Source organism: Rhodococcus sp. NPDC059968 (assembly GCF_042738615.1).
Lineage (GTDB): Bacteria > Actinomycetota > Actinomycetes > Mycobacteriales > Mycobacteriaceae > Rhodococcus_F.
The window spans coordinates 142,806-157,882 of the sequence record NZ_JBHWUE010000006.1 but is presented as its reverse complement, the minus strand read 5'-3'; the positions used below and the strand labels follow the sequence as shown (position 1 = coordinate 157,882).

General features: G+C 68.8%; 5 protein-coding genes. 1 reads left to right on the top strand and 4 read right to left on the bottom strand.

Annotated elements, in window-relative coordinates; genetic code table 11:
• Positions 1 to 280 precede the first annotated feature (280 nt).
• Both fgd and ACFWAY_RS08835 read right to left on the bottom strand, forming a co-directional pair.
• On the bottom strand, positions 281 to 1,288 hold the full coding sequence (fgd, locus tag ACFWAY_RS08840) for a glucose-6-phosphate dehydrogenase (coenzyme-F420) (RefSeq protein WP_378510465.1): 1,008 nt from the start codon (positions 1,286 to 1,288) through the stop codon (positions 281 to 283).
• A gap of 55 nt (positions 1,289 to 1,343) precedes the next feature.
• Positions 1,344 to 1,685 carry a YidH family protein gene (locus tag ACFWAY_RS08835; RefSeq protein WP_378451807.1) on the bottom strand — a complete coding sequence of 114 codons (342 nt, stop codon included), beginning with the start codon at positions 1,683 to 1,685 and terminating at the stop codon, positions 1,344 to 1,346.
• 92 nt (positions 1,686 to 1,777) lie between these two features.
• Here ACFWAY_RS08835 and ACFWAY_RS08830 point away from each other — a divergent pair, with 92 nt between their 5' ends.
• Positions 1,778 to 2,737 (top strand): alpha/beta hydrolase, encoded by a 960-nt coding sequence (locus tag ACFWAY_RS08830; protein WP_378451806.1) that lies wholly within the window; start codon positions 1,778 to 1,780, stop codon positions 2,735 to 2,737.
• On the opposite strand, the gene ACFWAY_RS08825 is transcribed toward ACFWAY_RS08830, so the two are convergent.
• Both ACFWAY_RS08825 and ACFWAY_RS08820 read right to left on the bottom strand, forming a co-directional pair.
• Entirely contained in the window at positions 2,693 to 14,227 is an 11,535-nt protein-coding gene (locus ACFWAY_RS08825; RefSeq protein WP_378510464.1) for an amino acid adenylation domain-containing protein, read from the bottom strand. The genes ACFWAY_RS08830 and ACFWAY_RS08825 overlap by 45 nt on opposite strands.
• Positions 14,214 to 15,074 (bottom strand): 3-hydroxyacyl-CoA dehydrogenase family protein, encoded by an 861-nt coding sequence (locus ACFWAY_RS08820; RefSeq protein WP_378510492.1) that lies wholly within the window; start codon positions 15,072 to 15,074, stop codon positions 14,214 to 14,216. The genes ACFWAY_RS08825 and ACFWAY_RS08820 overlap by 14 nt, the downstream gene beginning before the upstream one ends.
• Positions 15,075 to 15,077 lie beyond the last annotated feature (3 nt).

Sequence of the window (15,077 nt, the reverse complement as noted above, 5' to 3'; positions counted from 1 at the left end):
CTGGTTCGTACCGGGCGTCCTCGTCACGATCGCGAGTCCTGCTCGGCGTGTTCGGCATCGGACTCGGAGCCCTGTCCTATGCACTGGCATTGGCTGTGCGTGAACAGGATTGGCTGTTCTGGGTCGTGCAGCAGACGCTGAGTTCCCGCTGCTCATCCTGTCCGGAACGATGCTGCCGCTCGACGACGCACCCGGGTGGATGCGCGCGGTAGGCCCTTCGGGCTTGTGCGCCTTTCTGGTAGCTCCCACTACCAAAAAGGCGCACGGGCGGCGAAGCCGCCTACCCCCGCAGGCGCGGCGCCAGATCCCGCTCGAAGAGTTCCAGGAACCGCTTCTGATCGTGGCCGGGAGCGTGGAAGACCAGGTGGTTCAACCCCGCATCGAGGTACGGGCGGATCTGCGCCACCGCCTCATCCGGATCCGACGCCACGATCCACCGCTTCGCCACCTGCTCGATCGGCAACGCATCCGCCGCCTTCTCCATCTCGATCGGATCATCGATGCTGTGCTTCTGCTCCGGCGTCAACGACAACGGCGCCCAGAACCGCGTGTTCTCCAGCGCCAACCCCGGATCCGTGTCGTACGAAATCTTGATCTCGATCATCTTGTCGATCTCCGCCACATCACGGTCCGCCTTCGCCGCCCCCTCCGCGACCGCCGGCATCAACTTCTCCGTGTACAACTCCATGCCCTTACCGGACGTGCAGATGAACCCGTCACCACTACGACCGGCATACCGGGCCACCACCGGACCACCGGCGGCGATGTACACCGGGATCCCGCCCTCGGGCACGTCGTAGATCGACGCCCCCCTGGTGGTGAAGTACTCGCCCTCGAAATCGACCCGATCACCCAACCACAGTTCGCGCATCAGCCGGACCGCCTCCCGCAGCCGCGCGAACCGCTCCTTGAACTCCGGCCACTCTCCGGCAAAACCCGTCGCGATCTCGTTCAAAGCCTCACCGGTACCCACCCCGAGCATGATCCGCCCCGGATACAGGCACCCCATCGTCGCGAACGCCTGCGCCACCACCGCCGGGTTGTACCGGAACGTCGGCGTCATCACCGACGTCCCCAACTGCAACCGTGACGTGCGCTCCCCGACCGCCGTCATCCACGCCAACGAAAACGGCGCATGGCCACCCTCGTGCCGCCACGGCTGAAAATGATCCGACACCGTCGCCGAATCCATCCCGTGCGCCTCCGCCAGAACACCCAGCTCCACCAACTCCCGCGGACCGAACTGCTCCGCGGACGCCTTGTAACCGAGCTTGAGTTCGTGGGCCACCGTGTACTCCTTCGTCTTCACGTCCGGTTCGCGAGATGCAAACCTCTTCTGCAGGTTAGAGCGCAGCCACCAGGCTGGCGACCGCCGCTCCCACTGCCACCACCGTCAGTGTCACCGCGAACAGCCACAACTCGTGGGGCGGTGGCATCGGTGCGCCGTCGCGCAGGGCCTTCTCGACCTGCGACCACCGCCGCATGCCGACGAGGGCCGCCGCGGCGGCGAGACCGATCAGGATCAGGCCGAGGGTCGTCCGCACCCACCCGGTGCTGAACTCGGGGACCAGGTGGATCATCGCGATGCCGCCGGCCAGGAGTGCGAGCGAACTCCGCATCCAGGCGAGGAACGTCCGCTCGCTTGCGAGGGTGAAACGCTCGTCGGGCCGGTCGTTGTCGGTCACCGAATCATCTTTACACCGGTTCACCGGAACCGCACCAAGCAGGTACCCCGCAGTCCTAGATTGGAAGGGCAGGCCACAGCCAGGGGGCGTCCATGCGACCGTTCGAAGCTCTGCGATCCGCGATCTCTCTGCGTGTACTGGTGGTGATGCTGCTGGTCGTCGCCGGGTGGGCGGTGCTCGGCCCGCCGTCGGCCTCTGCCGAGCCCCGCATCACCAGGGTGGACGTGTATTCGGAGTCGATGGGCCGGTGGGTGGCCAACGACGTCATTTCTCCCGCATCGGGCGGTCCGGCGCCGACCTTCTATCTGCTCACCGGCATCGGCGGCGGGTCGGACGGTATCTCCTGGTTCAACAACACCGGTGTGCGGGACTTCTTCGCCGACAAGCACGTCAACGTGGTAATGCCGATCGGCGGCCAGTACAGCATGTACACCGACTGGGACGCCGACGATCCGGTTCTCGGCCGGAACAAGTGGCAGACGTACCTGACGAGCGAACTCCCCGCAGCCATCGACAACCGGTTCGCGACCACCGGCGCCAACGCGATCGGAGGGGTGTCGATGGCAGGCGGCGCGGTACTCGACCTCGCCGTCCAGGTTCCGGGGTTCTACCGGGCCGTCGGCTCGTACAGCGGGTGTGCCGCGACGAGCGGACTGCTGGGGCAGGCAATGGTGCGGTCGATGGTCGAACTGCGTGGCGGCGGCAATGCAGGCAACATGTGGGGCTCTGCCCTGGACCCGCGGTGGCGGGTGCACGACCCGATGCTGAATTCCGAACGTCTGCGCGGCACAGAATTGTTCGTCTCGAGCGGCAACGGACTTCCCGGCAGCATCGACAACCACGACCCCGTGCTGGTGGTGCCCCAGACGATCGGCGGCAGCGTCGTCGAGATGGTGACCAACGTGTGTGCAGCCGCGTTCCAGTCGCGCCTGCACTCGCTGGGGATTCCCGCCACGTTCGCCTATCTCTCGCAGGGCACGCATTCGTGGGGGCTGTTCGAGACCGAGCTACGGGAGTCCTGGCCCGTCATCGGCGGTGCGATCGGGGCGTGACCCCAGCGAGCGCTCCAGGATCGGCCCGATGACCGCGAGGGCTTCCGGTGTGGTCATCCGCAGGTGGTCGCACTCCACCTTGTGCTCGACGATCACGCCGGTGATCGCGGGCTGCCAGACGCTCGGCGACGGCCGTTCGCCGTCCTCCCCGTCGGCGGACTGCGCGGCGCTGAAGAACAACAGGTCGCCGTCGAACACCCGCGGCAGGTATCCGGTGGAGATCTGCTTCGAGTTCTCCAGACCGGTGCTGATGCGACCGAGGAGGGTCGACGCGAACGCGGGGTCGCGGCCGAAGGATCGTCCGAGCATCTCGACCAGCTGCTCGCGGTACGACGTGCCGGCATCGCCCTCGCCCTCGAACTCGACACCCAGCCCGTGCAGCCACTCCTCGGCGTTCACCTCGAGGTCACCGAAGTCGTCGCCCTCCGCGACGTAGCTGTCCATCATCGCGAGTGTGCCCACCTCGGCGCCGGACTCACGGAGTTCGACGGCGATGGCCTGGGCGATGACACCGCCGAGGGACCAGCCCAGCAGGTGGTAGGGCCCCTGCGGCTGCACCGCGCGCATCTCGACGACGTACCGGTGGGCGAGCTCCGCCATCGACTCGAACGTCGCTCCGCCGCTGAGGATCGGCAGCTGCAGCCCGTACAGCGGACGGTCGGACGCGAGATGCTTCATCAGTCCGGCGTATCCCAGCGCGAGTCCGCCTGCCGGGTGCACGCAGAACAGCGCGGGTTGCGCGCCGGACCCCCGGAACGGAACGACGACGTTCAGCACGTCGTCTGCCGGCATGCTTCCGAGCGCCGACGGGTCGACGATGCGGCGAGCCAGGCCCTCCGGGGTGGGATTGCGGAAGATCCACTGCAGCACGACGTCGGTGCCGAGCCGGTCGCGGAGCGCGGACGCCACCCGGGTCGCGACGAGCGAGTTCCCGCCCAGTTCGAAGAAGTCGTCGTCGGCCCCGACGCTGTCGATGCCGAGGACGTCGGCGAAGACGTCCGCCACCGCCTCCTCGACCGGGGTGGCGGGTGCCCGGAACTCTCTGGGCGCGAGCACCGGTGCGGGAAGCGCTCGCCGGTCCAGCTTGCCGGTGCGGCCGACGGGCAGCCGGTCGAGCACCACCAGCTGGGCGGGCACCATGTACGGCGCGAGGTGGGATCCGGCGTACCGGAGTACCTCGGCGGTGTCGATGCTCGCACCGGCTTCGGCCGTCACGTATCCCACCAGCCGGTCGCCGGTGCCGCCGTGCACGGTGACCGCCGCGCGGCCGACACCGTCGCAGCGGGCCAGCACCGATTCGATCTCGCCGAGTTCCACTCGCTGTCCACGGATCTTCACCTGGAAGTCGTTGCGTCCCACATACTCCAGCCTGCCGATCTCGCTCCACCGCACGAGGTCGCCGGTCCGGTACATGCGGGAGCCGGGTTCGCCGAACGGGTTCGCCACGAAGGACGCGCCCGTCAGCGCGGGCCGCCGGTGGTAGCCGCGCGCGAGGCCCGGCCCCGCGACGTACAGTTCCCCGATCACTCCCACCGGAACGGGCTGCAGCCAGGTGTTCACCACGATCACGTCGACGCCCCGCCCGGGACCTCCGACGTTCATCGGTTCGTCGGGGGACAGCACCTCGCTGATCGTGGTCTGCACCGTCGCCTCGGTGGGTCCGTATCCGTTGAAGACGAATCGTCCCGGGGTCCAGCGGTCGGCCAGTTCGGGTGGGAACCGTTCGCCCGCGACGGCGAGTATCCGCAGGGACGGAAGGTCCTCGGGACGGAGGGTGTCCAGGATCGTGGGTGTGAAGAATGCGTGCGAGACGTGTTCACTTGCGAGGAGTTCGACCAGTTCCCGTCCCCCGAGGACCGTCGGTGGCACGACGACCAGTGTCGCGCCGACGGCGAACGCCATCAGCAGTTCGAACAACGACGCGTCGAAGCTCGGCGACGCCAGATGCGACACCCGCGCACCGTGCATGGATGCGAACCGTTCCCGTTCCTCGACTGCGAGGTTCGCGAGTCCGCCGTGCGTGAGTACGACCCCCTTCGGTGTTCCCGTCGATCCGGACGTGTAGAGCAGGAACGCGGCGTGTTCGACTCTCAGCGGACGCAGACGGTCGGCGTCGGTCACCGGGTCACCGGAGTACCCGTTCGCCATCTCGGGATCGTCGAGCAGCAGCCATGGCACCACCCCGGGCAGCCGGTCACGGTGCGCCGTCACCGTCAACCCGAGCACCGCACCCGAGTCCTCGAGCATGCCGCCGGTGCGCGCGGACGGCAGGGCGGGATCGACCGGCACGTACGCCGCCCCCGATTTCGCGACCGCCCACACCGACAGCACCCATTCGATCGATCGCGGCACGCCGATCGCGACGAAGGCGTCCGGACCGGCACCCCGACGGATCAGCGCCCTGGCCAGCCGGTTCGACCGCTCGTCGAGTTCCCGGTACGACACGGTGACGCCTTCGCACGACACTGCGGTCGCCCCCGGTGCGAGCGCGGCGCCCGCGGTGAGGACGTCCGGGAGTGTGCGTTCCGCGGCCGCGGGGAAGCCGCGCATGGGCACGAGTTCGTCCTGTTCGAGGGCATCGAGGATCTCGAGGTCGCCGACCCTGATCGACGAATCGGACACGGCCGCATCGAGCATCCGGACGAACCGGTCGGCCAGGCCGGCGACGGTTTCGGCGTCGAAAAGGTCGGTGGCGTAGGTGAAACCGGCGGTGATGCCTGCCGGTGATCCGTCGTCCGTGTACTCCTCGGACAACGTCAGCTGCAGGTCGAACCTCGCGATCGTCGCACCGAGGTCGATACCCTCGACCTCGACGCCAGGCAGCGAAAGGTCGGGGCGTTCGACGTTCTGGAACTCGAGCAGCACCTGGAACAGCGGCGAGTGTGCCGTCGAGCGGGGCGGATCGAGCGCTTCGACGACCTTCTCGAACGGCACCTCCGCGTGGGCGTACGCACCGAGATCGACGTCGCGCGCCTGCTCGAGCAGTTCGGAGAACCGGCTCGAGTCGGAGACGACGGTCCGCAGCACCACGGTGTTGACGAACATCCCGACGACGTCGTCGAGTGCGGCCTCGCCGCGCCCGGCCACCGGGGTGCCGACGGCGATGTCCTCGGTACCGGACATCCTCGCGAGGAACGCGGCCAGGGCGGCGTGCGCGACCATGAACACGGTCGACTGGTGCGTGGACGCAGTCGTCAGCAGCCGTCGGTGCAGACCGGCGTCGATCTCGAATCCGACCCTGCTCCCGTCGGGCGTGCGTTGCATCGACCGCGGGCGGTCGGCGGGCAGGTCCAGGGCTGCGGGGAGGCCGGCGAGCGTGGTGCGCCAGTAGTCGAGTTGCTGCGACACCATCGACTGCGGATCGTCCTCCGACCCGAGGAGTTCACGCTGCCAGAGCGTGAAATCGGCGTACTGGACCGTCGGCGGGTGCCACTGCGGGGCGTGCCCGGCCGCCCGCGCGGTGTACGCCACCATCATGTCGCGCGCGAGCGGGACCATCGACACGCCGTCCGCAACGATGTGGTGGACCACGATCAGCAGTACTCGATCGGTGGCGGACGTCTCGAACACGGCTGCCCGCAACGGGATCTGTCCAGTGACGTCGAACCCTTCCGAGACGGCCGCCGACAGCCGGTCCCGCAACTCCTCGTCGCTCGACACGGTCGCGACAGGCAGGTCCGGCACCGAATCCGCAGCCGAGAGGATCACCTGCACCGGTTCGTCGCCGGCCATCGGGAATCGGGTGCGGAGTGATTCGTGTCGCTCCACCACATCGGACACCGCAGCCGGCAGTGCGTCGAGGTCGAGTGCGCCGGTGAGCCGGAACGCCATGGCGATGTTGTAGGCGGGCGAAGAGGTGTCGAACTGGTTGAGGAACCACATGCGGGTCTGGGCCAGGGAAAGGGGAATGCGCTCGGGGCGCGGTACTGCCCGCAACGCCGGCCGGTGAGTCAGCACACCTGCTTTCGCCGCGCGCTCCGCGAACCCCGTCACGGTGGGCGCCTCGAACAGGGCGTGCACGCCGACGTCGACGCCGAGAGCGGCATCGACCCGTGCGACGACCCGGGTGGCCGACAGCGAATCTCCACCCAACCGGAAGAAGTCGTCGTCGGCACCGACGCGGTCGACGCCGAGGACGTCGCCGTACACCTCGGCGACGACGGCCTCGAACGGGGTTGCCGGAGCATGGAATCGACGCACCGGAGCGTCCGGTACGGGGAGTGCGGCACGATCCAACTTCCCACTCGCCGACACCGGCAACCCGTCCAACACCACCACCACCGACGGCACCACACCCACCGGCAACACCGACCCCGCAAACTCCACCACCACACCCGGATCCACCCGCACCCCCACCTCCGGCACCACATACCCCACCAACCGACCACCCTCACTCACCACCACCACAGCCGCCGCCACCCCCGGACACCGCCCCAACACCGACTCCACCTCCCCCAACTCCACCCGCTGCCCCCGCACCTTCACCTGAAAATCAGCACGCCCCACAAACACCAACGACCCCAACCCATCCCACCGCACCAAATCCCCCGTCCGATACAACCGCGACCCCACACCCCCGAACGGATCCGCCACAAACGACCCCGCCGTCAACCCCGCCCGCCCCAAATACCCCCGCGCCAACCCCACACCCCCCACATACAACTCCCCCACCACACCCACCGGCACCGGCCGCAACCACCCATCCAGCACCACCACCTCCACACCCACCGCCGGACCCCCCACCGTCACCACACCCCCCGCCACCAACGCCCCACTCACCGTCGCCTGCACCGTCACCTCCGTCGGCCCATACGCATCGAACAACTCCCGCCCCGGCGCCCACCGCGCCACCAACTCCGGCCCCAACACCTCCCCCGCCACCACCAACACCCGCACCGACCCCAACGCCCCCACCTCCACCGTCGCCAACACCGACGGCGTCACAAAACAATGCGTCACCCCATTAACCGCCAACCACTCCCCCAACGCCGCACCCCCGAACACCCCCGGCGGCGCCACCACCAACCGCGCCCCCACCGAAAACGCCATCAACCACTCGTACACCGACGCATCAAAACTCACCGACGCCACATGCGACACCCGACACCCCGACCACAAACCAAACCGAACCCGCACCTCCTCAACCAAATTCGCCAACCCCCCATGCGTCACCACCACCCCCTTCCGACCCCCCGTAGACCCCCACGTATACATCACATACGCCGCACACCCACCCACCAACCGCCCCGTCCGCTCCCCATCCCACACCACACCCCCCGACACCCCCTCCACCACCGACACATCATCAACCCGCAACCACTCCACCACCGACGGCAACACCACCCCCGACACCGACAACCCCACCACCGCACCCGAATCCACCAACAACTCCCGCACCCGCACCTCCGGCAACACCGGATCCACCGGCACAAAAGCCGCCCCCGACTTCACCACCGCCCACACCGCCACCACCAACTCCACCGACCGCGGCACCGCCACCCCCACCACCAACTCCGGACCCACACCCCGCCCGATCAACACCCGCGCCCACCGATTCGACCACTCATCCAACTCCCCATACGACAACTCCACACCCCCACACGACACCGCCACACCACCCCCACCCAACCCCACACCCCCCGCCAAAATCTCCGGCAACAACCGCACCCCCACACCCGCCACACCCCGCACCGGCACCAACACACCCCGCTCACCCACACCCAACACATCCACACGAGCCAACGTGACATCCGGATCGGAGGCCATCGCCTCGAGCACCCGGGTGACCCGGCCGGCCATCGCGTCGACGGTGGCCCGGTCGACCAGGTCGGGTCGGTAGTGAAACGTCATGCGCAGCTGCGTGTCCACCGAGAAGGCGACGCTCAGCGGATAATGCGTGGCGTCGACGCCGCGCACGTCGACCACCCGGATGCCCGCGAGGTCGGTGTCCTCGGTCAGGCCTCCCCGGTCGATCGGGTACGACTCGAAGACGGTTGCCGTGTCGAACCCGATGTCGGGGCCGGCTGCTCGCTGGATGTCGGCGAGACCGAGGTGATGGTGGTCGAGGAGCGCTGCCTGTTCCGCTTGTGTCCGGTCGAGCAACCGGCCCAGCGTTTCCCGGGGGTTCAGCGTGATTCGTGTGGGCACGGTGTTGACGAACAATCCGATCATCGATTCGACGCCGGACAGGTGCGGCGACCGCCCGGACACGGTGCTGCCGAACGTCACGTCGTGGCGGGACGTCGCTGCCCCGAGCACGATGCCCCACGCCACCTGCGTCACCGTGTTCAGTGTCGTGTTGCGGGTACGCGCGAGGGTGGTGAGGTCGGCGGTCAGTTCCTCGGACACGGTGAACGGGGCACTCTCGGGAGGAGCCGACAACGGCCGATCCCGTGCGTCCGGCAGCAGCAGTGTGGGACCGTCGACGCCGGCGAGCGCGGTCGCCCACGCCACTCGCGAGTCCGCCGGGTCCCGGCGATGCAGCCACGACAGGAAGTCCCGGTAGGGCCGGGGTCGCGGCAACGCCGACCCATCGTCTCCGGCCACATAGAGCGCGAGCAGCTCGCGGATCGCCAGCGGCATCGACCATCCGTCGAGGAGGGTGTGGTGATTGGTCCACACGAGTCGCGATTCGTGGCTGCCGGTCGTCACGAGCAGGAACCGCACCAGTGGGGCCCGGGAGGTGTCGAACGGCGCGGCCCGGTCGGCGGTGACGGCCCGGTCCAGTTCGTCGGTCCGCGCCACCTCGGGCAGGTCCGTGAGGTCGATCTCGCGGAACGGTAGGTCGACCGACGCGGGAACCACCTGGACGAATGTTCCGTCTCGGGCGGGAACGAACGCCACCCGCAGATTCGCGTGCCGACCCAGCAATGCCTGTGCGGCGCGGCGCATCCGGGCCGGGTCGACGGCACCCTTCAGGTGCAGTTCCACCTGCACCGTGTATGCGTCGATCGACGGCTTCGCCAGCAGGGCGTGGAACAGCAACCCGGCTTGCAGGGGTGCGGGCGGCCACACGTCGGCGAGCGCGCCGAAGCGTTCCTCCCACGTGTCGAGGTCGCCCTGGGTCACGTCGACGAGGGGCACGTCCGACGGTGTGAGTCCGCCGGCGTCCCCACTGCGAGCGTGGGATACCAATGCGGACACGGCCTCCCGCCACCGTTCGGCCAGCCGCTCCACCTCGGTGTGCGCGAGCAGGGTGTCCGGGAAGCCGAACCCGACCCGGAGTCGTCCGCCGATCACGATCGCGTTGACCTCGACGGAAGCAGACGCCGGCATGTCGGGGTCCGGGACGTACCGCAGGTCGCCGAACCCGTCGGCGGGACTCCAGCCGACCGCGGTGCCCTGATCCGCCGAATCCGGAACCTGGCCGAGATAGTTGAAACTGATCTGCCCCGGTTCTGTTCTCGGCAGGCCGCCCGCGGTGTCCGGGTTCAGGTAGCGGAGCAGTCCGTAACCGATACCCATGTCGGGCACTGCCCGGAGGTGTTCTTTCACGCGTTTCACGGCACTGCCCATGTCGTGGCCGCCGGCAAGCGCGTTGTCGAGGTCGATGCCGCGGAGATCGACGCGGACGGGGAAGACCGTCGTGAACCAGCCGACAGTGCGGGACAGGTCGGCGCCGGGCACCACCTGCTGCTCCCGGCCGTGCCCTTCCAGCCGGATCAGCATCGACGTTCCCGGGATCCCCCGCTCGGCCCGCCACCTCGACGACGCCACCACCAGCGCCGTCAGCACGACGTCGAGGACGCCCCCGTGATACAGCTCCGGCAGGCGAGTGAGCAGAGCAGACGTGTCGTCGGGGGAGATCTCGACGCTCACGTTCTGCAACGCGGTCGCGAGGTCCCGGCCCGGATCGAGGGGGCGTTCGGTGATGAGCGGGTCGGGTCCTTCTACGACGTTCTGCCACCACACCAGTTCGGCGACTCTCTTGCTCCGGACCGCTTCGTCGGCCAGCGCGTGCGCCCACCGGCGCATCGACGTCGCCGGTTCCGGGAGGGACGGCACGCTCCCTGTGCTGATCTGATACCAGGCACCGGCGAAGTCGGGCAGCAGAATCCGCCACGACACCCCGTCGACCGCGAGGTGGTGCGCCACCACGATCAATCGTCCGGTCCGGGCCGGGGGCGCGGCGGCGGGCTCCGGGTCGAGCCAGACGAACTGGACGACCACACCGTCGGACGGGCGCAATCTCTCCACGGCCGCCTGGTGCTCGGCCGCGATCAGGTCTGCCAGCGTGCCGGGATCGGTCGCCGGGTCGTAGCCGATGCGCCGGACCAGTGTGCCGGTGTCGATGTCGGTCGCGGCACGAGTTTCCATCTGCCACTGCCCGTTCGCGTCCTGGTAGAGCCGCGACCGCAGCATGTCGTGTCGTGCGAGCACCGCGGTGACGGTCGCGAGGAGGCGGTCCGGGTCGATGCCGCCCGGGAGGTCGAGCAGCACGCTCTGGCTGAACCGCTCGAAGTGCCCGCCGCGCTCGATCAGGTACCGGACCACCGGCGTGGGCGGGAACGTGCCGATTCCGCCGCCCTCGAGTTCGGCGAGCGCAACTGGGGTCTCACCGTCCGCGATCTCCGATTCCGCCGCGAGGGCGGCCACCGTCCGGTGCTCGAACACCTGTTGCGGCGTGAACACCAATCCTCGTGCCTTGGCGTGGGATACGAGCCGGATCGACAGGATGCTGTCGCCGCCCAGCGCGAAGAACGACTCGTCCAACCCGACCTCATCGACGCCGAGCACTTCGGCGTACACCGACGCCAGAGTGTGTTCCGCCGCTGTCCGTGGCGCACGGGTTGGTGCACGCGCCACGACGGGCGCGGGGAGTGCGGCACGATCCAACTTCCCACTCGCCGACACCGGCAACCCGTCCAACACCACCACCACCGACGGCACCACACCCACCGGCAACACCGACCCCGCAAACTCCACCACCACACCCGGATCCACCCGCACCCCCACCTCCGGCACCACATACCCCACCAACCGACCACCCTCACTCACCACCACCACAGCCGCCGCCACCCCCGGACACCGCCCCAACACCGACTCCACCTCCCCCAACTCCACCCGCTGCCCCCGCACCTTCACCTGAAAATCAGCACGCCCCACAAACACCAACGACCCCAACCCATCCCACCGCACCAAATCCCCCGTCCGATACAACCGCGACCCCACACCCCCGAACGGATCCGCCACAAACGACCCCGCCGTCAACCCCGCCCGCCCCAAATACCCCCGCGCCAACCCCACACCCCCCACATACAACTCCCCCACCACACCCACCGGCACCGGCCGCAACCACCCATCCAGCACCACCACCTCCACACCCACCGCCGGACCCCCCACCGTCACCACACCCCCCGCCACCAACGCCCCACTCACCGTCGCCTGCACCGTCACCTCCGTCGGCCCATACGCATCGAACAACTCCCGCCCCGGCGCCCACCGCGCCACCAACTCCGGCCCCAACACCTCCCCCGCCACCACCAACACCCGCACCGACCCCAACGCCCCCACCTCCACCGTCGCCAACACCGACGGCGTCACAAAACAATGCGTCACCCCATTAACCGCCAACCACTCCCCCAACGCCGCACCCCCGAACACCCCCGGCGGCGCCACCACCAACCGCGCCCCCACCGAAAACGCCATCAACCACTCGTACACCGACGCATCAAAACTCACCGACGCCACATGCGACACCCGACACCCCGACCACAAACCAAACCGAACCCGCACCTCCTCAACCAAATTCGCCAACCCCCCAAGCGTCACCACCACCCCCTTCGGACGCCCCGTCGACCCCGACGTATACATCACATACGCCGCACACCCACCCACCAACCGCCCCGTCCGCTCCCCATCCGACACCACACCCCCCGACACCCCCGCCACCACCGACACATCATCAACCCGCAACCACTCCACCACCGACGGCAACACCACCCCCGACACCGACAACCCCACCACCGCACCCGAATCCACCAACAACTCCCGCACCCGCACCTCCGGCAACACCGGATCCACCGGCACAAAAGCCGCCCCCGACTTCACCACCGCCCACACCGCCACCACCAACTCCACCGACCGCGGCACCGCCACCCCCACCACCAACTCCGGACCCACACCCCGCCCGATCAACACCCGCGCCCACCGATTCGACCACTCATCCAACTCCCCATACGACAACTCCACACCCCCACACGACACCGCCACACCACCCCCACCCAACCCCACACCCCCCGCCAAAATCTCCGGCAACAACCGCACCCCCACACCCGCCACACCCCGCACCGGCACCAACACACCCCGCTCACCCACACCCAACACATCCAGCCCGGCGAGCGGTGTATCCGGTGCCCCGACCGCGGCGGCGAGGATGTGTGCGAGGCGCTGCGCGTCGCCAGGACCGTGCACGTCGACGGTCCAGGAGCCGTCGTGGTCGTCGACTTCCACGATCACCCCGTCGCCGCCGGAGTCCCACCGCTTCACGACGGCGACGGCACCCGCACCGATGCGTTCGACGCCGAGCGGTTCCCGCATGCCGCCCGCCACCGGCCACCAGTCCACTGCACCATCTTCGGAAGCGAGGAACCGGTGTCGTCGGGATCTCCGGAGTTGCAGACCCACGTGCCGTGTCAGCGCGTCGAACGTGAGTTGCGGTGCGAGGGAAAGCCTCACGGGTGTGGTGGAACCGTGCGACCGGTGCCCGACCACCACGTCCTCGACGGCGGTGCGGCTGTGCCAGTACACCGCCAGCGCGGCGAGCAGGACGGCAGCGGGACCACCACCGCTGCGGCGCGCGAGCCGCACGAGCGCGCCGTCGGCGGGAATGGTGAACGGGCCGAGGTTCTCCTCTTCGGAGACCGGACCGGGTGGGGTCTCGTGTCGCGGCGCTCCGGCGAGCAGGTGCTCCCAGTAGCGGCGGTCGTCCGCCCACGATTCGCTCTCGCGGTACCGCGCATCGGAGGTCAGTGGGACGGACGGCGGCACGAACGGCCGGGACTCGGGCGGCGAGGTGGGGGCGGCGTCTCCCGACTCGTAGGCCTCGGCGGTGCGGCGGACGATCGCCGTCATGCCCGGTTCGTCGTTCACCAGCCAGTGGTAGCGCTGGAACCACCCGTATCTGCCGTGCGGCAGCCGGAACAGGACGTGTACGTACAGCGGTCCGGTGCCGGGGTCCATGGGCCGGTTCAGCTCGTGGTCGATCCACGTCGTCACGAGTCGGCCGGGATCGTCGGACGCGGTGGCGTCGAGGACGTCCGGGCCGGTCACCGCGGCGCCGGTGACCTGCCCGGGTTCCGGTCCGTCGAGCACGAAAGTACTGTGCAGGCCGGTGCATTCGGCCAAAGTCGTCTGCAGTGCCCGGCAGAACCGGTCTTCGTCGAGCGGCCCGTCGAGTTCGAGATACTGGCCGAAGGAGGCATCGGGCACACCGGCGCGGAGCACCGCGAGTTGATCGTAGGTGAGGGGCAGCACCTCACCGGTACTCATGGAATCCTCGCCCGGTCTTACGCCCGAGGTGACCGGCCTCGACCAGGGCGACGAGCGACTCGGGCGGGCGGTAGTGGTCGTCACCGGTCAACTCGCGCAGCGCGGTCATCGTGTCGTGGACGTTGTCCAGACCGATCAGGTCCGCTGTCCGCAGTGGTCCCATCGGGTGGCCGAGGCAGCCTTCGAACAACGCATCGGTGGTGTCCGCGTCGGCGATACCGTCGCCGAGCGCGGCGGCCGCCTCGGCGATACACAGCATGAGGACACGGTTGAGCAGGAATCCGGGTCCGTCGCCGACGACGATGCCGGTCTTGTTCAGTGAGGCGAGGAGCGCCAGCGCACGGTCCAGCGACTGCGGCGACGTCCGCGGCCCCCGCACCACCTCGACGGTGTCCTTGAGCGGTGCGGGGTTCATGAAGTGCAGTCCGACAACCTGTTCCGGCCTTGCGGTGCTCTCCGCGAGTCGGTCGACGGGGATGCCGGAGGTGCACGACGCGAGTAGCGCGTCGGGTGCGCAGACCCGGTCCAGTTCGGCGAAGACCTTCTCCTTGAGATCGATTCGCTCGGGGACGCATTCGATGATTACGGTGGCCTCGCGCAGATCGGTCATCTGCCCGGTCCAGTGCACCCGCGCGGTCACCTCGGCGGGCTTCGGACCACCGGCCCGGCCGAGGAGAATCGCCAGGCGCAGCGAGTCGCGCATCCGAGACCGGGCCTGTTCGACAGCCTGCGGGTCGGGGTCGACGACGATCACGTCGTGGCCGGCCTGCGCGAGACATTCGGCCACCCCGGCGCCCATGGTCCCCGCTCCGACCACACCGATCCTCATCGCACTGCCCCCAGTCATCGC

Bases quoted from the DNA above. Each gene is read 5' to 3' on its own strand.
- ACFWAY_RS08830 (WP_378451806.1), top strand. From the start codon at position 1,778: ATGCGACCGTTCGAAGCTCTGCGATCCGCGATCTCTCTGCGTGTACTG.
- ACFWAY_RS08825 (WP_378510464.1), bottom strand. From the start codon at position 14,227: ATGAGTACCGGTGAGGTGCTGCCCCTCACCTACGATCAACTCGCGGTG.
- ACFWAY_RS08820 (WP_378510492.1), bottom strand. From the start codon at position 15,074: ATGACTGGGGGCAGTGCGATGAGGATCGGTGTGGTCGGAGCGGGGACC.